General features: G+C 38.7%; 22 protein-coding genes and 5 tRNA genes. 20 read left to right on the forward strand and 7 right to left on the reverse strand.

What is annotated here, in order from left to right; translation table 11 throughout:
• The first annotated feature begins 128 nt into the window (after positions 1-128).
• Positions 129-1,301 carry an acyl-CoA dehydrogenase family protein gene (locus R2Q94_RS15380; protein ID WP_316822359.1) on the forward strand — a complete coding sequence of 391 codons (1,173 nt, stop codon included), beginning with the start codon at positions 129-131 and terminating at the stop codon, positions 1,299-1,301.
• Positions 1,302-1,399: 98 nt separating this feature from the next.
• Here R2Q94_RS15380 and R2Q94_RS15385 read toward each other — a convergent pair whose 3' ends face one another.
• Positions 1,400-1,771, reverse strand: a complete 372-nt coding sequence (locus R2Q94_RS15385; RefSeq protein ID WP_316822360.1) for a hypothetical protein — start codon at positions 1,769-1,771, stop codon at positions 1,400-1,402.
• A 140-nt stretch (positions 1,772-1,911) separates the two neighbouring features.
• Between R2Q94_RS15385 and rpsU the strand changes: the two genes are divergently transcribed.
• The 18 genes from rpsU to R2Q94_RS15475 all read left to right on the forward strand — a co-directional run bounded on the left by rpsU (position 1,912) and on the right by R2Q94_RS15475 (position 17,396).
• Positions 1,912-2,106 carry a 30S ribosomal protein S21 gene (gene rpsU, locus R2Q94_RS15390; RefSeq protein ID WP_062551169.1) on the forward strand — a complete coding sequence of 65 codons (195 nt, stop codon included), beginning with the start codon at positions 1,912-1,914 and terminating at the stop codon, positions 2,104-2,106.
• A 139-nt stretch (positions 2,107-2,245) separates the two neighbouring features.
• Positions 2,246-3,130, forward strand: coding sequence for a tyrosine-type recombinase/integrase (locus tag R2Q94_RS15395; protein WP_316822361.1), 885 nt, complete (start codon positions 2,246-2,248; stop codon positions 3,128-3,130).
• Positions 3,131-3,144: 14 nt separating this feature from the next.
• Positions 3,145-3,492: a ribosome hibernation-promoting factor, HPF/YfiA family gene (gene hpf / locus R2Q94_RS15400; RefSeq protein WP_062550294.1), complete on the forward strand. Its 348-nt coding sequence runs from the start codon at positions 3,145-3,147 to the stop codon at positions 3,490-3,492.
• Positions 3,493-3,698: 206 nt separating this feature from the next.
• Positions 3,699-3,771, forward strand: a tRNA-Thr gene (locus R2Q94_RS15405).
• Positions 3,772-3,814: 43 nt separating this feature from the next.
• Positions 3,815-3,897: transfer RNA gene (locus tag R2Q94_RS15410), tRNA-Tyr, on the forward strand.
• 10 nt (positions 3,898-3,907) lie between these two features.
• Positions 3,908-3,980, forward strand: a tRNA-Gly gene (locus R2Q94_RS15415).
• A 102-nt stretch (positions 3,981-4,082) separates the two neighbouring features.
• Positions 4,083-4,154, forward strand: a tRNA-Thr gene (locus R2Q94_RS15420).
• Positions 4,155-4,277: 123 nt separating this feature from the next.
• Positions 4,278-5,465: an elongation factor Tu gene (gene tuf, locus R2Q94_RS15425; RefSeq protein WP_316822362.1), complete on the forward strand. Its 1,188-nt coding sequence runs from the start codon at positions 4,278-4,280 to the stop codon at positions 5,463-5,465.
• 119 nt (positions 5,466-5,584) lie between these two features.
• Positions 5,585-5,655: transfer RNA gene (locus tag R2Q94_RS15430), tRNA-Trp, on the forward strand.
• Positions 5,656-5,668: 13 nt separating this feature from the next.
• Positions 5,669-5,866 carry a preprotein translocase subunit SecE gene (gene secE, locus R2Q94_RS15435; protein ID WP_062550292.1) on the forward strand — a complete coding sequence of 66 codons (198 nt, stop codon included), beginning with the start codon at positions 5,669-5,671 and terminating at the stop codon, positions 5,864-5,866.
• 9 nt (positions 5,867-5,875) lie between these two features.
• The gene (gene nusG / locus R2Q94_RS15440; RefSeq protein WP_062550291.1) at positions 5,876-6,418 is read left to right on the forward strand and encodes a transcription termination/antitermination protein NusG; all 543 of its coding nucleotides are present in this window, start codon (positions 5,876-5,878) and stop codon (positions 6,416-6,418) included.
• A 76-nt stretch (positions 6,419-6,494) separates the two neighbouring features.
• Positions 6,495-6,938, forward strand: coding sequence for a 50S ribosomal protein L11 (gene rplK, locus R2Q94_RS15445; RefSeq protein WP_037443979.1), 444 nt, complete (start codon positions 6,495-6,497; stop codon positions 6,936-6,938).
• A 23-nt stretch (positions 6,939-6,961) separates the two neighbouring features.
• The gene (gene rplA / locus R2Q94_RS15450; RefSeq protein WP_316822509.1) at positions 6,962-7,660 is read left to right on the forward strand and encodes a 50S ribosomal protein L1; all 699 of its coding nucleotides are present in this window, start codon (positions 6,962-6,964) and stop codon (positions 7,658-7,660) included.
• A gap of 2 nt (positions 7,661-7,662) precedes the next feature.
• A complete protein-coding gene (rplJ, locus tag R2Q94_RS15455) occupies positions 7,663-8,184 on the forward strand; it encodes a 50S ribosomal protein L10 (protein WP_316822363.1) in 522 nt (173 codons plus the stop codon).
• A 64-nt stretch (positions 8,185-8,248) separates the two neighbouring features.
• Entirely contained in the window at positions 8,249-8,623 is a 375-nt protein-coding gene (gene rplL, locus R2Q94_RS15460; RefSeq protein ID WP_316822364.1) for a 50S ribosomal protein L7/L12, read from the forward strand.
• Between the two features lie 154 nt (positions 8,624-8,777).
• Entirely contained in the window at positions 8,778-12,581 is a 3,804-nt protein-coding gene (gene rpoB, locus R2Q94_RS15465; protein ID WP_316822365.1) for a DNA-directed RNA polymerase subunit beta, read from the forward strand.
• An 87-nt stretch (positions 12,582-12,668) separates the two neighbouring features.
• Complete coding sequence (gene rpoC / locus R2Q94_RS15470; protein ID WP_316822366.1) at positions 12,669-16,955, forward strand: DNA-directed RNA polymerase subunit beta'; 4,287 nt, start codon at positions 12,669-12,671, stop codon at positions 16,953-16,955.
• Positions 16,956-17,081: 126 nt separating this feature from the next.
• Positions 17,082-17,396, forward strand: a complete 315-nt coding sequence (locus R2Q94_RS15475; RefSeq protein ID WP_316822367.1) for a DUF3467 domain-containing protein — start codon at positions 17,082-17,084, stop codon at positions 17,394-17,396.
• Here the strand turns inward: R2Q94_RS15475 and miaA are convergent.
• Genes miaA through R2Q94_RS15505 form a run of 6 tightly spaced genes read right to left on the reverse strand, consistent with a single transcriptional unit; the run spans position 17,393 to position 22,980 of the window.
• On the reverse strand, positions 17,393-18,301 hold the full coding sequence (gene miaA, locus R2Q94_RS15480; protein ID WP_316822368.1) for a tRNA (adenosine(37)-N6)-dimethylallyltransferase MiaA: 909 nt from the start codon (positions 18,299-18,301) through the stop codon (positions 17,393-17,395). The two genes, R2Q94_RS15475 and miaA, sit on opposite strands and share 4 nt — an antisense overlap.
• A gap of 8 nt (positions 18,302-18,309) precedes the next feature.
• A complete protein-coding gene (locus R2Q94_RS15485) occupies positions 18,310-18,972 on the reverse strand; it encodes an IS1096 element passenger TnpR family protein (protein WP_316822369.1) in 663 nt (220 codons plus the stop codon).
• 52 nt (positions 18,973-19,024) lie between these two features.
• Complete coding sequence (locus R2Q94_RS15490) at positions 19,025-20,431, reverse strand: CCA tRNA nucleotidyltransferase (protein ID WP_316822370.1); 1,407 nt, start codon at positions 20,429-20,431, stop codon at positions 19,025-19,027.
• Between the two features lie 25 nt (positions 20,432-20,456).
• Positions 20,457-21,023, reverse strand: coding sequence for an L-threonylcarbamoyladenylate synthase (locus tag R2Q94_RS15495; RefSeq protein WP_316822371.1), 567 nt, complete (start codon positions 21,021-21,023; stop codon positions 20,457-20,459).
• 6 nt (positions 21,024-21,029) lie between these two features.
• A complete protein-coding gene (locus R2Q94_RS15500; RefSeq protein ID WP_316822372.1) occupies positions 21,030-22,157 on the reverse strand; it encodes a glycosyltransferase family 1 protein in 1,128 nt (375 codons plus the stop codon).
• A gap of 4 nt (positions 22,158-22,161) precedes the next feature.
• Positions 22,162-22,980: a 2,3,4,5-tetrahydropyridine-2,6-dicarboxylate N-succinyltransferase gene (locus R2Q94_RS15505; RefSeq protein WP_316822373.1), complete on the reverse strand. Its 819-nt coding sequence runs from the start codon at positions 22,978-22,980 to the stop codon at positions 22,162-22,164.
• A gap of 78 nt (positions 22,981-23,058) precedes the next feature.
• Here R2Q94_RS15505 and R2Q94_RS15510 point away from each other — a divergent pair, with 78 nt between their 5' ends.
• Positions 23,059-23,463, forward strand: coding sequence for an RNA-binding S4 domain-containing protein (locus R2Q94_RS15510; protein ID WP_316822374.1), 405 nt, complete (start codon positions 23,059-23,061; stop codon positions 23,461-23,463).

Below are 23,463 nucleotides of genomic sequence, written 5' to 3' on the forward strand. Positions count from 1 at the left end.
CTTTCCTTAAAAATAAGGGGATAGGGTTAATGAACTAAATACCGTTTCGTTCTATCATATGGCGAATTTTCAACTGTGGTTGCAACAGTTTTTATTCATTATAATTGTTGAAATTCAAACAATAAGATATGTTAGAAATGATGGATAGTTCTGTAGGATACAACTTTAGTATTTCAGAAAATCAGGAGATGATCAGGAAGATGGTAAAAGATTTTGCCGAGAAAAATATTCGTCCCCATGTAATGGAATGGGATGAAGCGCAATATTTTCCTGTTGAAGTTTTCAAGAAACTTGGCGGATTGGGATTGATGGGCGTTTTGGTTCCTGAGATTTATGGAGGTTCTGGTTTTGGCTATCAGGAGTATATAGATGTAATTGTTGAAGTCGCTAAGGTTTGCGGTTCCATTGGTTTATCCGTAGCAGCGCATAATTCTTTGTGCACCGGACACATTTTAGCTTTTGGTACGGAAGAACAGAAACACAAATGGTTGCCTAAGCTGGCTACTGCGGAATGGATTGGTGCCTGGGGATTGACGGAAGCGAATACCGGTTCTGATGCTTTGGGCATGATGACGACGGCGCGCTTAGAAGGTGATGAATACGTCATCAATGGTGCTAAAAACTGGATTACCCATGGTAAGACAGGGGATATAGCTGTAGTTATGGTGCGTACTGGTGATAAAGGAGACTCCAAAGGAATTTCAGCAATCGTGGTAGAACGTGGTACACCGGGTTTTTCTGCAGGTAAAAAAGAGAATAAACTGGGGATGCGCGCTTCAGAAACTACTGAAATGATTTTCGACAATTGTCGTGTGCCTAAAGAAAACCTCCTGGGTAAAGTTGGTGAGGGCTTTAAACAAGCCATGAAAGTATTGGATGGTGGTAGAATTTCTATTGCCGCCTTGTCTTTGGGGATTGCTAAGGGAGCATATGAAGCTGCTGTTGCTTATTCGAAGGAACGTCATCAGTTTGGGCAACCGATCTCAAGTTTCCAGGGGATTAGTTTTAAACTGGCAGATATGGCTACAGAGATTGAGGCTGCAGAGTTATTGATTAGACAGGCAGCAGATTTAAAAAACCGGGGTTTACCTATGACCAAGGAATCAGCCATGGCTAAATACTTTGCCTCTGAAGTATCGGTACGTTGTGCCACAGAGTCGGTGCAGATTTTTGGCGGATATGGATACACGAAAGATTTTCCGGTAGAGAAGTTTTACAGAGATAGTAAATTGTGTACTATTGGAGAAGGAACCTCAGAAATACAAAAAATTGTGATTGCAAGGGAGATTTTAAAAGATTAATTTAATACCTTACAATATATAAAGCATATTCTAACCAAATATAACTAAGAACGAATACGGCGAATTTAGGTTCGCCGTATTTTTCATCTGCAGTATGCTTAGTTTATAGATATAATTTCATAGACGACATATTTGCTGTAGCCTCTCCAGGGTAAGGCTCCCATGTATTCTTTATAGCGTAGTTCAAATACTTTCCCACTGTTGAGCATCATTCTTTCCGCGATTGCAGGATTGTCTACCGAAAATTCAAATTCATTGGACTGGATGTTTCCGGTTTGTCTGGAGCGAATCCCGGATTGGATCAGTTTCCCCTCATAGGTTTTGAACAAATAGCCTTTTTTAACTACATAGTTGAGTTCTCCGGCTTTTACACCTTCTCCAAGGACAAAGTAGAAGCGGAAGTAGAGAAAGCTAAAGAGGCCGAGCAGGACAATGCCGAGGATAATGAACAGCGTTTTTTTTGATTTCATAGGACAAATGAGTAAGTATTAAATCATAGACAAAATTGCATGCGCATTGTTTTAAATAAAAATACAGTTATTGTTTTGATTCTCAAAACAAAGCTCTATCTTTGCAATCCTAAAAACAACGAGAGGGGGTATATTACGTTATGATTATCATTAATATTAAAGACGGCGAATCACTAGATAAAGCCTTGAAACGTTTCAAAAAGAAATTTGAAAAAACAGGTGTGTTAAGAGAATTGCGTAGCCGCCAAGCTTATGAGAAAAAATCTGTAGCTCGTCGTACGTTAGTTAAACATGCTATTTACAAGCAAAACATGCAACTTGAAGGAACTGTATAGTTTCTAGAAAAGTTTCTATGATATTAAAGCGCTATTGGTGAACCCGATAGCGCTTTTTTATTTTAAATGTGAAAAATCTGACCATTTCACTGGCTATCTTTTGTATATTCACTTATCGTGTTTTACAAATCGTATGCCTATGCCAGTTGCGCAATTCCTCCTTTATCTCCAGCACGAGAAACGTTATTCTCCACACACCTTAAATTCCTATGAAACGGATTTATTGCAGTTTAGAGATTATCTGTTAAAGACCTTTGATTCGCCCTTGTTGGAAGCCAGTCATCCACAATTGAGAAGTTATATGGTAGCTTTAATGGAAGAGAAGGTTTCGGAGCGTTCCATAGCCAGGAAGCTTTCTACTTTACGCAGTTTTTATAAATACCTGTTGCGGGAAGCTTTGATCTGTGCCAGCCCAATGACGCTGGTAAAGGCACCAAAAATCCCCAAAAGGCTGCCTGCATTTATTGAAGACCAGAAACTAGATGTTTTATTGGATTCTCAGGAATTTTTTAATGATACTTTTCCTTCTGTTCGGGATAAACTGGTAATTGAAACTTTGTTTGGGACCGGTATGCGTTTGTCGGAATTACTATCGTTAACCGAGCAAAGCATTGATTTTTATGGAGCTACAATCCGCGTTCTGGGTAAAAGAAATAAAGAAAGGATCATTCCGATCAGCAAAGTTCTTGTGGATCAGCTGAAAGCTTACCTTGACATAAAAACATTACAAAATTTTCATAACAAAATGGACTCCTTATTCGTTACAGATAAAGGAGCAGCAGCTTATCCTAAACTCATTTATAGGATTGTGACCAGTTATTTGACATATATATCCACACAGGATAAAAAAAGCCCCCATGTGTTGCGTCATTCTTATGCGACGAGCCTGTTAAACAGGGGGGCAGATTTGAATGCAATTAAAGAGTTATTAGGGCATGCCAGTCTCGCGGCAACCCAGGTGTATACCCATAACTCTATAGAGAGATTAAAATCAATATATAAACAAGCCCATCCAAAGGCATAAAAAAGGAGGAAACAATGAAAATTACAGTTCAATCGATCCATTTCAATGCAGACCAGAAATTGTTGGAGTTTATTCAGAAGAAAACAGATAAGTTAGACCAGTACTTCGACCAGATTATTAGTGGGGAGGTTTATTTGAAATTAGAAAATGTAGAGGATGAAGCAAACAAGATAAGTGAAATTAAGCTGATGGTTCCCGGGGTTACGATGTTCGCAAAGGAACAATGTAAATCTTTTGAGGAAGCCACAGATTTGGCAATTGAGTCGTTAAGAAAGCAAATCACTAAACACAAAGATAAAACGCGAGAAAAATTAAGCGAACATAAAGCAATTTTAAATGCCGACGAAGTATCTGATTATTAGGCTGATATTTTGAAGGTTTTTTAAAAAACGATTGGCAGGACATCATCCTGCCAATTTTTTTTTAAAATAATTTTGGATCATATTAAAATTGGTGTACATTTGCAATCCCAATCAGAGAGGGCGTTTCTCTTAAAAGATTCGGATTAGTTCTGTGAAAGATTAAGTATTAAAAAATCATTGTGCATACCATTGCAATGATCATATTAGCCTCCTTAGCTCAGCTGGTAGAGCAACTGACTTGTAATCAGTAGGTCATTGGTTCGATTCCGATAGGAGGCTCTTTTAATTTCGATACTGCAAAGTATTGGCAGGTTAAAGGTGAGGGGGGATACCAGAGTGGCCAAATGGGACAGACTGTAACTCTGTTGTCGCAAGACTTCGAAGGTTCGAATCCTTCTCCCCCCACAATACAAAAGCGAAAGTAGCTCAGTTGGTAGAGCGATAGCCTTCCAAGCTATAGGTCGCGAGTTCGAACCTCGTCTTTCGCTCAAAATTGGAAAAGCTGGAGAATCGGCAAGGAATTGAGTAGTTCAATTCGAATATCAAAATTGAACTACTTAATTTAATTTAGATTGAAGCTGAGATTAAAAGCCGAAGTAGCTCAGCGGTAGAGCACTTCCTTGGTAAGGAAGAGGTCGTGGGTTCAAGTCCCATCTTTGGCTCAAGATAAAAACAAGCTTTGTTGAATCTGTCGTTTATAGCAGTTGAACAAGGTTTTTTGTGTTGAATTTGTATCAAAACAATTAATTAATAAAAAGTTATAACCTACTAATAAGTATAAAAACATGGCAAAAGAAAAGTTTGACCGCAGCAAGCCGCACTTAAACATCGGCACAATCGGTCACGTTGACCACGGTAAAACAACCTTAACAGCAGCTATCACTAAAGTGTTATCTGATGCTGGTTTATCTGAGGCGCGTTCATTTGATTCTATTGACTCTGCTCCAGAGGAAAAAGAAAGAGGTATCACTATCAATACAGCACACGTTGAGTATTCAACAGCTAACCGTCACTATGCACACGTTGACTGTCCAGGTCACGCGGATTATGTAAAGAACATGGTTACTGGTGCTGCACAAATGGATGGAGCTATCATCGTTGTAGCTGCTACAGATGGTCCAATGCCACAAACTCGTGAGCACATTCTATTGGCTCGTCAGGTTGGTGTTCCTTCATTGGTAGTATTCATGAATAAAGTGGATATGGTTGACGATCCTGAATTACTTGAATTAGTAGAGATGGAAGTTCGTGAATTGTTATCTTTCTATGAATTCCCTGGTGATGATATCCCTGTAATTCAAGGTTCAGCTCTAGGTGGTTTGAACGGAGATCCTACTTGGGTTGCTAAAATCATGGAATTAATGGATGCTGTAGATAGCTACATTCCAATTCCTCCACGTTTAACTGATCTTCCATTCTTAATGCCTGTTGAAGATGTATTCTCGATCACTGGTCGTGGTACTGTAGCAACTGGTCGTATTGAGCGTGGTGTAATCAACTCTGGTGATCCAGTTGAGATCTTGGGTATGGGTGCAGAAAATCTTAAATCAACTGTAACAGGTGTTGAGATGTTCCGTAAGATCCTTGATTATGGTGAAGCAGGTGATAACGTAGGTCTATTGTTACGTGGTATTGAGAAAACTGATATCCGTCGTGGTATGGTTATCTGTAAACCAAACTCTGTAACTCCTCACACAGATTTCAAAGCTGAGATCTATGTATTATCAAAAGCTGAAGGTGGACGTCACACTCCATTCTTTAACAAATACCGTCCACAATTCTATTTCCGTACCACAGACGTTACAGGTGAAATCACCCTAGCTGAAGGAACTGAAATGGTAATGCCAGGTGATAACGTTACTATCAATGTTAAATTGATCAACGCAATCGCAATGGAAAAAGGTCTACGTTTCGCAATCCGTGAGGGTGGTAGAACAGTAGGTGCTGGTCAGGTAACTGAAATTGTAAAGTAATTTAAAGCCAATAGGCATTAAATCACCAAATAAAGCAAAGTAGCTGGGCTTTAAAAACCCACTACTTTGTTTCTAATAAAACTGCTAAATCTTGGTTGAAGAGATAAAGCATAATATACACGGGAATAGTTCAACGGTAGAATAGAGGTCTCCAAAACCTTTGATCAGGGTTCGAATCCTTGTTCCCGTGCTAATAAAAGATTATGGCTAAAGTAGTTCAGTTTATTAAAGAATCGTATGAAGAAATGACCCAGAAGGTTACTTGGCCTACATGGGGAGAATTACAAAATTCTGCGGTGCTGGTTCTAGTAGCTTCGTTTATCATTGCATTAGTCGTTTTTGCAATGGATAAGGGATCTACTTTTGTTTTAGATACTTTTTATAAATCACTTTCTAATTAATATAGCTAAATGGACGATCAGTTGAAATGGTACGTAGTTAGGGCGGTAAGCGGTAAAGAGAAGAAGGTAAAACAGTATATCGATTCTGAAATTAGCCGTTTAGGTTTTTCTCACCTTGTTCCTCAGGTATTGATCCCAATGGAAAAATACTATCAAATGAAAGAGGGAAAAAAGATTGCGAAAGAACGTAACTTCTATCCCGGATATGTTTTGATTGAAGCGAATTTGGACGGAGAGCTAGAGCACATTATTAAGAATGTTAATAGTGTAATTGGTTTTCTAGGAGATAAAGGCGGAAACCCGGTACCTATGCGTCAGGCAGAGGTTAATCGCATTTTAGGGAAAGTTGATGAGATGAGCCAGCAAGGCGAAACCATGAACGTAACTTATTATGTTGGAGAGAACGTAAAAGTTATGGATGGACCATTCAATGGTTTCACGGGCGTGATCGAAGAGGTAAACGAAGAGAAGAAAAAACTGAAAGTAATGGTTAAGATTTTCGGAAGAAAAACTCCACTGGAGCTTAACTATATGCAGGTAGAAAAAGAATAGAAATATTATATAAGATCTTAAATGTTACTTGCTTCCAACATTATAACATTGAGTATTAAAATTAACAAAACAGAAAATGGCAAAAGAAGTCAGTGCACTTGTTAAGTTACAAATCAAGGGTGGAGCTGCAAATCCATCACCACCAGTAGGACCTGCTTTAGGTGCTAAAGGGGTGAACATTATGGAGTTTTGCAAGCAATTCAATGCTCGTACCCAAGATAAGCCAGGTAAAGTATTACCGGTTGTAATTACTGTTTATGCTGACAAGTCTTTCGAATTTATCATCAAAACCCCTCCTGTTGCTATCCAGTTAAAGGATGCGACTAAATTAGCGAGTGGTTCTGCTGAGCCCAACCGTAAGAAAGTTGGTTCGGTGACTTGGGATCAGGTTAAGTCAATTGCTGAAGATAAAATGACTGATTTAAATGCTTTCACTATCGAATCTGCAATGAGTATGGTTGCAGGTACAGCACGCAGTATGGGAATCACCGTTAGCGGTGATGCACCTTGGACAAATTAATTAACAAAAAACAGTTTACAACAGTGGCTAAATTAACAAAAAATCAAAAAAAGGCACATGCTAAACTAGAATCTGGTAAAACGTATTCTTTACAGGATGCGGCTGCTTTGGTAAAAGATATCACTACTACTAAATTTGATGCATCGGTTGATATCGATGTAGCTTTAGGAGTAGATCCACGTAAAGCCAATCAAATGGTACGTGGTATTGCTACTTTACCACACGGTACAGGTAAAACTGTACGTGTATTAGTTCTTTGTACTCCTGATAAGGAAGAAGAGGCTAAAGCGGCGGGTGCAGATTTTGTAGGTTTAGACGAATATGTAGCCAAGATTGAAGGTGGATGGACTGATGTTGACATTATTATCACTACTCCTGCTTGTATGGCAAAAGTAGGTAAACTGGGCCGCGTTTTAGGTCCACGTAACCTTATGCCAAACCCAAAATCAGGTACTGTAACTAACGAAGTTGGTAAAGCAGTAACTGACGTAAAAGGCGGTAAGATTGATTTTAAAGTTGACAAAAGTGGTATTATACACGCTTCAATAGGAAAAGTATCATTCCCAGCAGAAAAAATATATGAAAATGCATTAGAAGTACTTCAAGTAATTTCTAAGCTAAAACCATCTGCTGCAAAAGGAACTTATTTTAAGAGCATTCATGTTTCTTCAACTATGAGTCCTGGAATTGCAATCGAAACTAAATCAGTAGCGGGGATTTAATTATGAACAGAGAAGAAAAACACGAAGTAGTTTCAGCACTTCAAGAGAAGATGCAGGAATTCGGTAACTTTTACATTACCGATACATCAAGCTTATCTGTTGAGAAAATAAACAGCATCCGTCGCAAATGTTTCGAAAGCGGGATTGAAATGCAGGTAGCTAAAAATACTTTGATCAAAAAAGCGATCGAAGGTTTAGAAGGCGACGCATCAGAGATCTATGTTGCGCTTAAAGGTCAATCAGCATTATTATTCTCTACAGTAGGTAACGGTCCAGCTAAGCTGATCAAAGCCTTGAGAAAAGGATCTGATAAACCAGTACTTAAAGCAGCTTATATCGATTCTACAGTATTTGTTGGCGATAACCAATTAGATACCTTAGTAAGCTTGAAATCAAGAGAAGAGCTTATTGGCGATATCATTGGATTATTACAATCACCAGCTAAAAATGTGGTTTCAGCTTTACAGTCAGGCGGTAACAAAATTGCAGGAATTGTTAAAACTCTTCAAGAGAGAGAAGGTTAAGGACACCTTAAAAGTTCAAATTATAAATTATTATTTTACGTAAAATTTTTTAAAATCTATAAAAATGGCAGATTTAAAAGCGTTTGCTGAGCAATTGGTAAACTTAACAGTTAAAGAAGTTAACGAATTAGCTCAAATCTTAAAAGACGAGTATGGTATTGAACCAGCTGCTGCTGCAGTTGCAATTGCAGGTCCTGCTGGTGATGCTGCTCCTGCAGCTGAAGAAAAAACTTCTTTTGATGTAATCTTGAAAGAAGCTGGTGGTCAGAAATTAGCAGTTGTTAAATTGGTAAAAGACTTAACTGGTCTAGGTTTGAAAGAAGCTAAAGATTTAGTTGACGGTGCACCAAAAGAATTAAAAGCTGGTGTTGCTAAAGACGAAGCTGAAGCTTTGAAAAAACAATTAGAAGAAGCTGGAGCTGTAGTTGAAATTAAGTAATCACTTAATTTTAATATAACTTTAAACATAGACTCCGACTGTATAGTCGGAGTCTATACCTGTTTATAAACATTTCATCTTGTTTGGCTGGTGAAAACGTTTAACGGCAAACCAAACAAATAGTTTATTCTTAAACTAAATTAACTTTAGTCCATTGGCAAATAAAGTCGACCAAAGAGTAAATTTTGCACGTAGTAAGCACATCATAGATTACCCGGATTTTCTAGATGTACAGTTGCAATCATTCAGAGAATTTTTTCAGATCGAGACCACTTCAGATAACCGTCACACAGAAGGTTTGTTTAAAGTGTTTGCTGAAAACTTCCCAATCACAGATTCTAGAAATATCTTTGTTTTAGAATTCCTAGATTATTTTATTGATCCACCGCGTTATGATATACCTGAGTGTATTGACCGTGGGTTAACGTATAGTGTTCCATTAAAAGCGAAGCTGAAACTTTCTTGTAATGATGCAGAACACGAAGATTTTGAAACCATCATTCAAGATGTGTACCTGGGAACTATTCCATATATGACCCCTAAAGGTACCTTCGTAATCAACGGAGCAGAGCGCGTAATTGTTTCGCAATTACACAGGTCGCCAGGTGTGTTCTTCGGCCAAAGCCGTCACACAAATGGTACTAAGCTTTATTCTGCACGTGTGATTCCTTTCAAAGGTTCATGGATCGAGTTTGCTACTGACGTAAACAACGTTATGTATGCTTACATCGACCGTAAGAAGAAATTCCCGGTAACTACGTTATTACGTGCTATCGGTTACGATTCTGATAAAGACATCCTTGAATTATTTGATCTTGCTGATGAAGTAAAAGTTAGCAAATCAGGTTTAAAGAAATATATCGGACGTAAACTTGCTGCAAGAGTTTTAAGAAAATGGGTTGAAGATTTTGTGGATGAAGATACCGGTGAGGTAGTTTCCATAGATCGTAACGAAGTGATCTTAGACAGAGATACTGTTTTAGAAGATGAGCACATTGATATGATCATTGATGCAGGTGTTAAAACGATCATCTTATCTAAAGATGATGGTGCCAGTCAAGCTGATTATACCATTATCTATAATACATTACAAAAAGATACTTCAAACTCTGAAAAAGAGGCTGTTGAAAACATCTACCGTGCTTTGCGTAACGCAGAACCACCTGATGAGGAAACTGCAAGAGGTATCATTGAGCGTTTGTTCTTCTCGGATAAACGTTACGACTTAGGTGATGTAGGTAGATACCGCATCAACCGTAAGTTGAAAATGGATACTCCTGATCACGTAAAAGTATTGACAAAAGCAGATATCATTGCGATTGTTAAATATTTGATCAAACTGATCAACTCTAAAGAAGAGGTGGATGATATTGATCACTTGTCGAATCGTCGTGTTCGTACAGTAGGTGAGCAATTATACGCTCAATTTGGTGTTGGTTTAGCGCGTATGGCTCGTACCATTCGTGAGCGTATGAACATTCGTGATAACGAGGTGTTTACTCCAACAGACTTAATTAATGCCCGTACTTTATCGTCGGTAATTAATTCATTCTTTGGTACCAACCAGTTATCGCAGTTCATGGACCAAACGAATCCTCTTGCAGAAATCACGCACAAGCGTCGTCTTTCAGCTTTAGGTCCAGGCGGTCTTTCACGTGAACGTGCCGGTTTCGAGGTACGTGACGTTCACTATACTCACTACGGTCGTCTTTGTACGATTGAAACTCCGGAGGGTCCAAACATTGGTTTGATCTCTTCTCTTTGCGTTCACGCGAAGATCAATAACTTAGGTTTCATCGAAACTCCATACAAAAAAGTTAAAGACGGTATTGTTCAGGTAGAAGAGGAAGTGATTTATCTTTCTGCTGAAGATGAAGATGGTAAAACTATTGCACAAGCGAATGCTGCTTATGATGATCAAGGTAATTTCACTACTGCGCGTGTTAAAGCACGTTACGAGGGTGACTTCCCGGTTATTGAGCCTGAGAAATTAGACTTAATGGACGTGGCGCCTAATCAGATTACATCGATCGCTGCTTCGTTGATTCCTTTCCTTGAGCATGATGATGCGAACAGGGCCTTGATGGGATCCAACATGCAACGTCAGGCCGTACCATTGTTACGTCCTGAAGCGCCAATCGTTGGTACAGGTTTGGAAGGTCGCGTAGCCCGCGATTCAAGAACACTGATCAATGCTGAAGGTGAAGGTGTAGTAGAATATGTAGATTCAAATGAGATCACTATTAAGTATGTTAGAAACGATTCAGATCGTTTGGTTTCATTCGAAGGTGATAGCAAAACATATAAATTAATCAAATTCAAGAAAACCAACCAGAATACTTGTATCAACTTGAAACCAATCGTTAAGAAAGGTCAGAAAGTAGTAAAAGGACAAGTACTTTGTGAAGGTTATGCTACTGAAAATGGTGAATTGGCATTAGGTAGAAACTTAAAAGTTGCCTTCATGCCTTGGCAAGGATATAACTTTGAGGATGCGATCGTGATTAGCGAACGTATTGTTCGTGAAGATATCTTTACTTCATTACATATTGAAGAGTTTGAATTAGAAGTGCGTGATACGAAACGTGGAGAAGAGGAATTAACACCAGATATCCCTAACGTTTCTGAAGAAGCTACTAAAGATTTAGATGAGAACGGTATCATCCGTATAGGTGCTGAAGTGAAAGAAGGAGACATCCTGATTGGTAAGATCACTCCTAAAGGTGAATCTGATCCTTCGCCGGAAGAGAAATTATTACGTGCGATCTTTGGTGATAAAGCAGGTGATGTGAAAGATGCATCCTTGAAAACTCCTCCTTCGATCAAAGGTGTGGTAATTGATACTAAGTTATTCTCAAGAGCTAAGAAAACAACTAAAGCTGAAGAAAAAGCAGCGATAGAGAAATTAGATAAGAGATATGACCTGGCAACTACTAATCTGAAAAACGAGCTTGTAGATAAATTATTCCAGATTGTAAATGGTAAAACATCTCAGGGTGTATTCAACGTTTACAAGGAATTATTATTCCCTAAAGGCGCTAAGTTTACACAGAAAAGTCTTGCTGATCTGGAATATGCACACATCAATCCATACAAATGGACTACTGATGATGAGAAAAATGACCAGATTAAATTGCTATTGCACAACTATGGTATTCGTGTGAACGAAGAATTAGGTGCTTACAAACGTGATAAATTCGCCATCAGTGTTGGTGATGAATTGCCATCAGGTATTGTACAAATGGCTAAGGTTTATGTAGCTAAAAAACGTAAATTAAAAGTAGGTGATAAGATGGCTGGTCGTCACGGTAATAAGGGTATTGTAGCCCGTATCGTTCGTGATGAAGACATGCCGTTCTTGGAAGATGGAACACCTGTTGATATCGTGTTGAACCCACTGGGTGTACCTTCACGTATGAACTTGGGCCAGATCTATGAAACTGTATTGGCATGGGCCGGTAAAGAATTGGGTGTGAAATTTGCAACTCCAATCTTTGATGGTGCTAAACATGACGAGGTAGAAGAATGGATCGCTAAAGCTGGTGTACCTGCTTCAGGTAGAACTTACTTACATAACGGTTTAACGGGTGAGAAATTTGACCAGCCAACAACTGTAGGTATTATCTATATGTTGAAATTAGGACACATGGTTGATGATAAGATGCACGCCCGTTCAATCGGACCATATTCATTAATTACACAACAACCATTGGGTGGTAAAGCTCAATTCGGGGGTCAGCGTTTTGGTGAGATGGAGGTTTGGGCATTAGAGGCATTCGGTGCGGCTAATATCCTACAAGAGATCTTAACTGTTAAGTCAGATGACGTGATCGGTAGGGCCAAAACTTATGAGGCGATTGTAAAAGGCGAAAACCTTCCTACGCCAGGTGTACCAGAATCATTCAATGTATTGGTACATGAGTTACGCGGATTAGGTTTAGATATTACGTTAGACTAATGTTGAATTTTTTAATGCTGGAACGGACCACAGTTAAGCTGAAGTCCGTTCCGGCTTTTTAAATTTTCAAATTCAAACAAAAGAGCTATGTCTTACAAAAAGGATAATAAATTAAAAAGCAATTTCACCTCGATCACCATTAGTTTGGCATCGCCGGAGGCTATTTTAGAGCGCTCTAGTGGGGAGGTGTTAAAACCTGAGACGATCAATTACCGTACTTACAAACCTGAGCGTGATGGTTTGTTTTGCGAGCGTATTTTTGGTCCGGTAAAAGATTACGAATGTCATTGCGGTAAATATAAACGTATCCGTTATAAGGGTATTGTGTGTGACCGTTGTGGTGTGGAGGTAACGGAAAAGAAAGTACGTAGAGAGCGTATGGGACACATCAACTTGGTGGTTCCTGTTGCGCATATCTGGTATTTCCGCTCATTACCAAATAAAATTGGATACTTATTGGGATTGCCAACAAAGAGATTAGATTTGATCATTTACTACGAACGTTATGTAGTAATTCAACCTGGTTTCATGGCAGAAGAAGGTATTCAGTACATGGATTTCTTAACTGAAGAGGAATATCTTGATATTCTTGATAAGTTGCCAAAAGAAAACCAATATTTAGACGATAAAGATCCTAATAAATTCATCGCCAAAATGGGTGCTGAAGCATTAGAGGATTTATTGAAACGTATTGATTTAGATACTTTATCATATAACCTACGTCACCAGGCTGCAAACGAAACTTCTCAGCAACGTAAAAACGAAGCTTTGAAACGTTTACAGGTAGTGGAAGCTTTCCGTGGTGCAAGAACCCGTATTGAGAATAACCCAGAGTGGATGATCATCAAGATTGTTCCAGTTATTCCACCGGAATTGCGTCCATTAGTACCTCTTGAAGGTGGTCGTTTCGCGACTTCAGATCTAAATGATCTATATCGTCGTGTGATTATCCGTAACAATCGTTTGAAACGTTTAATCGAGATCAAAGCGCCAGAAGTAATTTTACGTAACGAAAAACGTATGTTGCAGGAAGCGGTTGATTCGTTATTTGATAACTCACGTAAAGTAAATGCAGTTAAAACTGAAGGTAACCGTGCTTTAAAATCTCTTTCAGATATCCTGAAAGGTAAACAAGGTCGTTTCCGTCAGAATTTATTAGGTAAACGTGTGGATTATTCTGCTCGTTCGGTAATTGTTGTAGGTCCAAACCTTAAATTACATGAATGTGGTTTACCGAAAGATATGGCTGCTGAGCTATTCAAACCGTTTATCATTCGCAAGATGATAGAAAGAGGTATCGTTAAAACAGTTAAATCTGCAAAGAAAATTGTAGACAGAAAAGACCCATTAGTATGGGATATTCTGGAGAATGTTTTAAAAGGTCACCCGGTATTACTGAATCGTGCACCAACTCTACACAGATTGGGTATCCAGTCTTTCCAACCTAAATTGGTGGAAGGTAAAGCGATCCAATTACACCCATTAGTATGTACCGCATTTAACGCGGATTTTGACGGTGACCAGATGGCAGTACACTTGCCATTAGGACACGCCGCAATCTTGGAAGCACAAGTATTAATGCTTGCTGCACACAACATTCTAAACCCTGCAAACGGAACGCCGATTACTGTACCTTCACAGGATATGGTTTTGGGTCTTTATTACATTACTAAAGGCCGTAGAACAGATGAGAAACGTGTAGTGAAGGGACAAGATTTTTCATTCTATTCTCCTGAAGAAGTAATCATTGCTTACAATGAGAAGAGAATTGATCTTCATGCATTTATCAAAGTTAAGGTAAATGTGAAATTAGAAGATGGAACGATCGTTAATAAATTGTTGGATACTACCGTAGGTCGTGTACTATTTAATCAAATGGTTCCGGCAGAAGTAGGTTATATCAACGAACTATTGACTAAGAAATCTCTTAGAGATATCATTGGTCATGTCGTGAAAGTTACCGGTATGTCTCGCGCAGCAAGGTTCTTAGATGATATCAAAGAATTAGGTTTCCAGATGGCATTCAGAGGAGGTTTATCATTTAATTTACAAGATGTAAACATTCCTGTGGAGAAACAAGCTTTATTGGAGCAAGCTTCTGCTGAGGTTGAAGAAGTAAGGAATAACTATAACATGGGATTCATTACCAACAACGAGCGTTACAACCAAATTATCGATATCTGGACTCGTATCAATAACCGTTTAACATCATTCGTGATGACGCAGTTATCGAGCGATAACCAAGGTTTCAACTCAGTTTATATGATGTTGGACTCTGGGGCCCGTGGTTCGAAAGAGCAGATTCGTCAGCTATGCGGTATGCGTGGTTTGATGGCTAAGCCTCAGAAATCAGGTTCAGGTGGTGAGATTATTGAAAATCCGATTTTATCTAACTTTAAGGAAGGTTTATCGGTATTAGAATACTTTATCTCTACTCACGGTGCGCGTAAAGGTCTTGCGGATACGGCGTTAAAAACGGCGGATGCGGGTTACTTGACACGTCGTTTACATGATGTAGCACAGGATATGATCGTTAATGCAGAAGATTGTGGTACTTTAAGAGGTATGTACACTACTGCATTGAAAGATAATGAAGACATTGTTGAGCCATTATATGACAGATTATTAGGTCGTATTTCTCTACATGATGTATTTAATCCATTGAATGGTGAATTGTTAGTTGGAGCCGGAATGGATATTGATGAAGATATTGCGAAAGCAATTGAAGAATCACCATTAGAAGGTGTTGAAATTCGTTCGGTATTAACCTGCGAAAATAAACGCGGAGTTTGTGCGCTTTGTTACGGTCGTAACTTAGCAACTGGTAAACGTGTTCAAAAAGGTGAAGCTGTCGGTGTAATTGCTGCACAGTCAATCGGTGAGCCGGGTACACAGTTAACACTTCGTACGTTCCACGTTGGGGGTACTGCATCGAACATCGCTGCAGAATCTCAAATCAATGCTAAATTTGATGGTATCATCGAGTTTGAAAATGTTCGTACAGTAGAGAATGATACTGAAGAAGGTGTAAAACAGATTGTTTTAGGTCGTTCAGGTGAGTTCAAAATTGTTGAACCTGGTACAAACAAAGTGATCATGACCAATAACATTCCTTACGGTTCATTCTTGTATGTTGAGGATGGTACAAAAATCACTAAAGGTGATAAGATTTGTTCATGGGATCCATATAATGCGGTAATTATCTCTGAGTTCGCTGGTAAAATCGAATTTGAAGCTATCGTGGAAGGTGTTACCTACCGCGAGGAATCAGATGAGCAAACTGGTCACCGCGAGAAAGTGATTATCGATACACGTGATAAAACTAAAAACCCATCTGTACGGGTTGTGGATAAAAAAGGTGAATTGATCAGAGGATATAACATCCCTGTTGGAGCCCACATCGCTATCGATGAAGGTGATTCAGTTAAAACTGGTCAGATCCTTGTTAAGATTCCTCGTGCAACTGGTAAAACAAGAGATATCACGGGTGGTTTACCACGTGTAACTGAGCTTTTCGAAGCACGTAACCCTTCAAACCCTGCTGTAGTAACAGAGATTGATGGTGTGGTAACCTTAGGTGGCGTTAAACGTGGTAACCGCGAAATGACGATCGAATCTAAAGACGGAGAAGTTAAAAAATACCTTGTTCCATTGTCTAAACACATCCTGGTTCAGGATAATGACTTTGTGAAAGCAGGTATGCCTTTGTCTGATGGTTCTATCTCTCCAGCGGATATCTTAGCAATTAAAGGCCCTGCTGCTGTACAAGAATACTTAGTGAATGGTATCCAGGAGGTTTACCGTTTACAAGGTGTGAAAATTAATGATAAACACTTTGAGGTGATTGTACACCAGATGATGCAAAAAGTTCACATTGAAGATCCGGGAGATACCACTTTCTTAGAGAATAATCTTGCAGATCGTTGGGACTTCATGATTGAGAATGACGAGATCTATGACAAGAAAGTTGTTGTGGATGCTGGTGATTCAAACACAGTGAAACCAGGACAGATTCTTTCTCTACGTAAATTAAGAGATGAAAATTCTCAATTAAAACGTAAAGATCTGAAACAAATTGAAGTTCGTGATGCAAGACCTGCGACTGCGAGTTCAATGTTACAAGGGATCACACGTGCTTCATTAGGAACAAAATCGTTCATCTCTGCAGCATCCTTCCAGGAGACTACAAAAGTGTTGAACGAAGCAGCAATTGCTGGTAAACGTGATAACATGCTTGGATTAAAAGAAAACGTTATTGTTGGACACTTAATCCCTTCAGGTACTGGTGTACGTGGATACGAGCGTATTATTGTAGGTTCTCAAGAAGAATACGACAAATTATTGGCTTCGAAACAAGAAGAAGTAGAAGCATAATATTTAAATATCTTTTGAAAAGTCCCTCTTCTGTAAAAAGTCGGGGGACTTTTTTTATGTCCTGAGCTTTGGAAAATAATTGGTCATCCACTACCTCAGTATGGATTAAAGTAATAGTTTTGTGCTATGGAAGAACAACAAAACGAGAACCAATTAAACATTGAACTTTCTGAAGAAGTTGCAGAAGGGATTTTTTCAAATCTAGCCATCATTACGCATTCTAATACGGAGTTTGTTCTGGACTTTATCAGAGTGATGCCGGGAGTGCCTAAGGCAAGAGTAAAGTCAAGAATTATCCTGACACCAGAACACGCTAAAAGACTGATGGTAGCAATGCAAGATAATTTAGAGAAATATGAGGCCGCTTATGGCAAAATTAAAACTCAGGAGGAGCCTCCAGGATTTCCAATGAATTTTGGTGGACCAACAGCTCAGGCTTAGCGTTTTAATATATTATTGATGTGAAGGATGACGGCTTTGCTTTCATTGGGTTCAAACCAGGCAGTGTTGTCATCCCTTCTAAACCATGTAAGCTGTCGTTTAGCAAAACGACGTGTATTTTGCTTGATTTTATCTACCGCGTTATCTAGTGTAGAATTCCCATCCAGATAGTCGAATAATTCAGTATAGCCAACCGTATTTAAGGCATTATATTTTCTATACTCCTGTAAGCCTTTCACCTCCTCCAGCAAGCCCGCTTCCATCATCTGATCAACTCTATCATTAATGCGCTGATAGAGCGCTGTGCGGTCCATATTGAGTCCTATTTTGACGATATTGAAAGGTCTTTGTTTTTTACTGTTGGTTTGATAGGAGGAGAGCTTTTCTCCGGTAGACAGGAAGAACTCCAGGCCCCTGACCATCCTTTGTGGATTGGCCTGATCTACTTTTTCATAATACTCTGGATCATGATTTTTTAACTGTTGCTTGATCGCCTCAATACCTTCTTCCTCCAATTGCTGTTTTAATTGCTCCCGGATCTTAAGATCTGTATCAGGAAGATCATCGAGACCATTACAAAGAGCATCAATGTATAAACCGGATCCGCCAACCATGATTAGCAGATCCTGTTTTTTAAAAAGATCCTGTATCAGCTCTAAGGCTTGTATTTCAAAGTCTCCGGTGCTAAAAAGAGTTTCTATGGAATGAGAATTGATGAAATGATGAGGAGCTGCATTTAACTCTTCCTGGGAAGGTTTTGCAGTCCCGATTTCCATCTCCTTAAAGAATTGACGAGAATCAGCTGAAATGATCTCTGTAGAAAAGTGTTTGGCCAATTCAATAGCCAATGTAGTCTTTCCTATTCCGGTAGGACCGACAATTACAATTAAGGTTTTATCCAACATTTCTGAATTTAGTAATCGTCGTCTTTACCACCGTATTCATCATCTTCATAGCTGTCCTCATCGTTACCATATTCATCCGAATCTGTCGAATCCTCATCAGCATCGTCATCAATCGTTTTTTCTTCCCTATTGATGCCTCTACCATCCATAGCAGCAAGCTCTTCTGTATCCTCTGGGACAAAGTCAAGTTCATTCAGGAAATCAAATTCAGATGAAGTCTCATTAGATGATACCGCAACTGCATTAAAATTATCTTTATCGATGATTTTAGGCGCTTCTCCCTGACTTTTAACCAACACAGGATACTCCAGGTTCGGGTCAGTTTCAAGGATGATTTTAATTAATTCAACATGAAAGTCGAATGGGCGATCGAAGTTGTAGATGTAATAGAATTTTTGGTGTGGATCTTCAATGAAACTGCTCAGTTTAGCCTTTTCCATTAAAGTTACTCCACGGTCTACCTTACGTTGGTTTGGAAGGTAAGCAATTTCGTCCCCTTTGATCCAATGATCAGTACTTACATAAAAAGAAGAGGATTTTTCAGCAGAATATCCTGTTGAGCGATGTATCGCACGATGTAAATCTTCAAATGTCTGGTTTGGTTTGATATCGATTTCCCTAACTACCTCATCGAAATCCTCGAAACTTATTCTAAATCTATAAATTGCCATCTGAGCTTTTTTTCTAGCTATAAAATTATGAAATATTATTGTACTTTGTGTATTAGTGCTTTACTGGCTGCAGACCAAATTCTTTAGCTTTTTCCAGCATGAACTGTAAAGCTTCCTCGTAGTCATTTTTGATTTCGCCTTCCAGAATTGCTTCCCGAATGGCATTTTTAATCAAACCAACTTCTTTACCTGCAGTTAAACCGAATACTTCCATGATATGGGTACCAGTAATTGGAGGTTGCCAGTTTCTGACTTTGTCACGTTCTTCCACATCTTTGAGCTTTTGTTTCACCAGCTCAAAGTTATTCCGGTACTTTTTTACTTTGTACTCATTTTTTGTGGTGACATCTGCATTGCAGAGCATCATTAGGCTCTCTATATCTTCACCAGCGTCAAATAGTAATCTTCTGACTGCCGAATCTGTAACCACCTCCTGTGCCAATACAATTGGTCGGAGGTGCAGTTGTACCAATTTTTGCACCAATTTCATCTTCTCATTTAGCGGAAGTTTCAATTGATTAAAAATTTGTGGTACCATTCTCGCACCTTTATCTTCATGGCCATGGAAAGTCCAGCCGTGTCCCTCTTCAAAACGTTTGGTTGCGGGTTTAGCTATGTCATGCAGAATCGCTGCCCAACGCAACCAAAGATCATCGGTAGCTTCACAAATATTATCTAGTACCTGTAAGGTATGATAAAAGTTATCTTTATGTCCTTTTCCATTGATGATCTCTACTCCATAAAGATTAGCCATTTGTGGAAATATCAGGTGTAAGAGACCAGTATCGAACAGGTATTTGAAGCCTATAGAAGGTGTTTTTGAAAGAATGATCTTATTGAGTTCATCAGTGATGCGTTCTTTTGAAACAATGCTGATTCTTTCTTTTTGCTTTTTTATAGCGTTTATCGCAGTCTCGTCGATACTGAACTCTAATTGAGTAGCAAAACGAATGGCCCTCATCATCCTCAATGGATCATCAGAAAAAGTCAGCTCAGGATCAAGTGGAGTTCTGATGATTTTTTGCTCCAGATCCTGAATTCCATTAAAGGGATCAACAAGCTGTGCATAATTGTCTTTATTCAGGGAAATGGCCAGCGCATTGATTGTGAAATCTCTTCGCAACTGGTCGTCTTTGATGGTACCGTTTTCTACAATAGGTTTACGGGAATTTGCACGGTAAGACTCTTTTCTAGCACCCACGAATTCTATTTCCAGATCTCGGGTTTTTAACATGGCAGTCCCGAAATTTTTAAATACTGCTACCTTGGTTTTGAGTTGTTTACCAGCTAATTCGGCAAAATCAATCCCATTACCTAGTACTACAATATCGATGTCTTTGGAAGGTCTTTTTAAGAAAATATCGCGCACATACCCGCCTATAACGTATGCTTCAATCTGATGTGTTTGAGCAATATCGGCAAGGACTTTAAATATTGGATTTTGTAAATGTTTTTCCATTAATGAGTTACAAAAGTAATAAAACTTACTTTCTTATAAAGGAAAATTGACCTCCGGGAGCTAATTTCATTATGGTAGAAGGTTTCTTCGGAGTCTGTAGCTCTTGTTCCCAATCTACTACGTAATCTACTGCGGCTTTAATTTCATCTGAAATTTCATCAAAGATGAGGGGAGAGGGTTCGCCTGATTTATTGGCAGATGTAGAAGTAATGGGTTTACGGAAACGTTGAATGAGCTGCTGACAGAAATCATGCTTTACAATTCTGATGCCTACACTTCCATCTTCATTGATTACATTTTTAGCAAGATTTTTTGCGCCGGAGAAGATAATCGTGAGCGGATTTTCTGCATATTCTATTAAATCATAAGCTACATCAGGAATCTCTGTTACGTAACTTTGGAGTTTTGAATCGTTATCCAACAGGACGATAAAACTTTTATCCGCACTGCGGACTTTTATCTCATTTATTTTGGCAACTGCGGCTTCATTTGTCGCATCACATCCTAATCCCCAAACGGTATCTGTGGGATATAGAATTACCCCTCCGTCTTTTAATACCTGAAGGGTCTTTTCAATTTCTGTTCTAAGCATAACCTGTTATTTCTGGTGGTTGGAAAGTACCTGGGTGTAAATTTTAATCATTTCCTCTGTAAGGCCACGGGTGTCAAATTTTTTCACATATTCCAGCCCTTTTGCTTTCATTTTTGTAGCCAGGCCAGGATTGCTCAATACCTTATTGATGGAAATAGCGAGTGTTTTATGGTCGAATGGAGAAACATACAGACTATTTTCGCCTCCTGCTTCTTCTAGACAAGAGCCTGTAGCTGCAATTACGGGAATGCCGGAATAGAGTGCTTCTATAATAGGAATACCAAATCCCTCATATAATGAAGGGTAAACAAAGGCGCTAGCCATTTGATAAATGGATGGTAGGTCATCGAAAGGTACATTTTGCAGGAATTTGACTCTGGATCTCAAGCCAAGAAGGTCAATTTCTTTATTAACCAACTTCGTATAAGCAGTTTTTTTTCCTACCACAACCAACTGATATTCCTGATCAATTTCTGGTAATGCTCTGATGAGCATCATCAGATTTTTCCGAGTTTCAATAGTTCCTACATTCAGAATGAATTTCTCTGGTAAATGATGCTTTGCCCTAACACTTTCTCTTTTCTTTTGATCTGTAGTAGATTTGAAACTGTCATCGCAGCTTTGATAAACGACTTCTATTTTATCAGGATCCGTTTTGAAAAAATGAATCAGGTCTCTTTTTGTACATTCACTAATAGCCACTATTTTATCTGCGTGTTTGCAGGCATAGCGGAATTTTAACTCATATATAAAACGATCAATCCTACCATAATATTTAGGAAACCTAAGGAAAATAAGGTCGTGTATAGTAACTACAGATGGTATTCCGGAATGCTGTATCCCCATAGGGATTTCATGACTTAAGCCATGAAACAGATCTATTTGATCTTTAAGTAATTGTTTTTTTATTCCCAAAGTCCTCCATAACCAACCTGGGCGGTCTGGAAGCTCAATTTTTATCCCTTTTAGTTTTAAAAACCGAAAGATTTGAGCATGTTCCTTTACTTTGGGTGTATAAACAAAATATTGGTTTTGAGGAAAAAATTCTGCTAGGTACTCAATTAAAGACCTACTGTAATTTCCCAGTCCTGTTAAGTTATTCGCCGCCCTCTTTCCGTCAAAACCAATCTTCATTATATTATACTGCTACATTATTATCTCTCAATGCATCATTTAGAGAAGTCTTTTTATCTGTAGATTCTTTACGCTGACCAATGATCAATGCACAAGGAACCTGGAATTCACCAGCAGGGAATTTTTTTGCATAGCTACCAGGAATAACTACAGAACGTGCAGGAACGATACCTTTATATTCTACAGGAGTATCTCCGGTTACATCAATGATCTTAGTAGAAGCAGTTAATACTACGTTTGCACCTAGTACAGCTTCTCTTTCTACACGAACACCTTCCACAACGATTGCTCTTGAACCAAGGAAACAATTGTCTTCAATGATTACCGGAGCCGCCTGAATTGGTTCTAATACACCACCAATACCAACACCACCACTTAAGTGAACATGTTTACCAATCTGCGCACATGAACCTACAGTTGCCCATGTATCCACCATTGTGCCTTCGTCAACATAAGCACCAATATTTACATATGATGGCATCATGATCACACCTTTGGCTAAATATGCGCCATAACGAGCAATACCATGAGGAACAACTCTTACACCTAATTCTTTATAATTGGTTTTCAATTTCATTTTATCATGAAATACGAAAGGACCAACTTCAATTTCTTTCATTTCTCTGATTGGAAAATAAAGGATTACTGCCTTTTTGATCCATTCATTTACAGCCCACGAGTTGAGTACTGGTTCAGCAACGCGTAATTCACCTTTATCAAGTTGCATAATTACCGTTTCTATTGCCTCGCAATATTCACTATATCCTAATAAAGTTCTGTCTTCCCAAGCGGCTTCTACTAACTTTTTTAATTGTGCTATCATGTTTTAAGTTATTTTTTGACAAAATAAATCAATTTTATGTATAGACCATTGTTTTCTATAATGTATTTTTGATTTTTTATGGCAGAGCAAGAAAAATTACGGATAGATAAGTACTTATGGGCAATAAGATTATTTAAGACCAGGAGTTTGGCGACAGAGGCTTGCAAGGCTGGTCGGGTAAAATTCAATGGCAATAATCTTAAAGCTTCTGCAATCGTCAAACCTGGCGATGTGTATCAGGTATCCAAAGGAATAGAGAAGAAAGTGATTGAAGTGGTAGAGCTTTTATACAATAGGGTCGAATCCAAGATTGCGGTGACCAAGTATAAAGATATTACTCCTTTAGAAGAGACTCAGGGGTATAAATCGATGTTTCACGCTCCAGTGTTGATCAGAGATCGTGGCGCAGGCAGACCAACAAAGAAAGACCGAAGAGAGATTGATGATCTGACTGGTGGACTTTTTGAAGAAGAAAAACAGTAA

The sequence above is a fragment of the Pedobacter gandavensis genome (assembly GCF_032678465.1).
GTDB lineage: Bacteria > Bacteroidota > Bacteroidia > Sphingobacteriales > Sphingobacteriaceae > Pedobacter > Pedobacter gandavensis_B.

What these genes read in the sequence shown, in the direction of transcription:
- R2Q94_RS15380 (WP_316822359.1), top strand. Translation starts at nt 129, where the DNA reads ATGTTAGAAATGATGGATAGTTCTGTAGGATACAACTTTAGTATTTCA.
- R2Q94_RS15385 (WP_316822360.1), bottom strand. Translation starts at nt 1,771, where the DNA reads ATGAAATCAAAAAAAACGCTGTTCATTATCCTCGGCATTGTCCTGCTC.
- rpsU (WP_062551169.1), top strand. Translation starts at nt 1,912, where the DNA reads ATGATTATCATTAATATTAAAGACGGCGAATCACTAGATAAAGCCTTG.
- R2Q94_RS15395 (WP_316822361.1), top strand. Translation starts at nt 2,246, where the DNA reads ATGCCAGTTGCGCAATTCCTCCTTTATCTCCAGCACGAGAAACGTTAT.
- hpf (WP_062550294.1), top strand. Translation starts at nt 3,145, where the DNA reads ATGAAAATTACAGTTCAATCGATCCATTTCAATGCAGACCAGAAATTG.
- tuf (WP_316822362.1), top strand. Translation starts at nt 4,278, where the DNA reads ATGGCAAAAGAAAAGTTTGACCGCAGCAAGCCGCACTTAAACATCGGC.
- secE (WP_062550292.1), top strand. Translation starts at nt 5,669, where the DNA reads ATGGCTAAAGTAGTTCAGTTTATTAAAGAATCGTATGAAGAAATGACC.
- nusG (WP_062550291.1), top strand. Translation starts at nt 5,876, where the DNA reads ATGGACGATCAGTTGAAATGGTACGTAGTTAGGGCGGTAAGCGGTAAA.
- rplK (WP_037443979.1), top strand. Translation starts at nt 6,495, where the DNA reads ATGGCAAAAGAAGTCAGTGCACTTGTTAAGTTACAAATCAAGGGTGGA.
- rplJ (WP_316822363.1), top strand. Translation starts at nt 7,663, where the DNA reads ATGAACAGAGAAGAAAAACACGAAGTAGTTTCAGCACTTCAAGAGAAG.
- rplL (WP_316822364.1), top strand. Translation starts at nt 8,249, where the DNA reads ATGGCAGATTTAAAAGCGTTTGCTGAGCAATTGGTAAACTTAACAGTT.
- rpoC (WP_316822366.1), top strand. Translation starts at nt 12,669, where the DNA reads ATGTCTTACAAAAAGGATAATAAATTAAAAAGCAATTTCACCTCGATC.
- R2Q94_RS15475 (WP_316822367.1), top strand. Translation starts at nt 17,082, where the DNA reads ATGGAAGAACAACAAAACGAGAACCAATTAAACATTGAACTTTCTGAA.
- miaA (WP_316822368.1), bottom strand. Translation starts at nt 18,301, where the DNA reads ATGTTGGATAAAACCTTAATTGTAATTGTCGGTCCTACCGGAATAGGA.
- R2Q94_RS15485 (WP_316822369.1), bottom strand. Translation starts at nt 18,972, where the DNA reads ATGGCAATTTATAGATTTAGAATAAGTTTCGAGGATTTCGATGAGGTA.
- R2Q94_RS15490 (WP_316822370.1), bottom strand. Translation starts at nt 20,431, where the DNA reads ATGGAAAAACATTTACAAAATCCAATATTTAAAGTCCTTGCCGATATT.
- R2Q94_RS15495 (WP_316822371.1), bottom strand. Translation starts at nt 21,023, where the DNA reads ATGCTTAGAACAGAAATTGAAAAGACCCTTCAGGTATTAAAAGACGGA.
- R2Q94_RS15500 (WP_316822372.1), bottom strand. Translation starts at nt 22,157, where the DNA reads ATGAAGATTGGTTTTGACGGAAAGAGGGCGGCGAATAACTTAACAGGA.
- R2Q94_RS15505 (WP_316822373.1), bottom strand. Translation starts at nt 22,980, where the DNA reads ATGATAGCACAATTAAAAAAGTTAGTAGAAGCCGCTTGGGAAGACAGA.
- R2Q94_RS15510 (WP_316822374.1), top strand. Translation starts at nt 23,059, where the DNA reads ATGGCAGAGCAAGAAAAATTACGGATAGATAAGTACTTATGGGCAATA.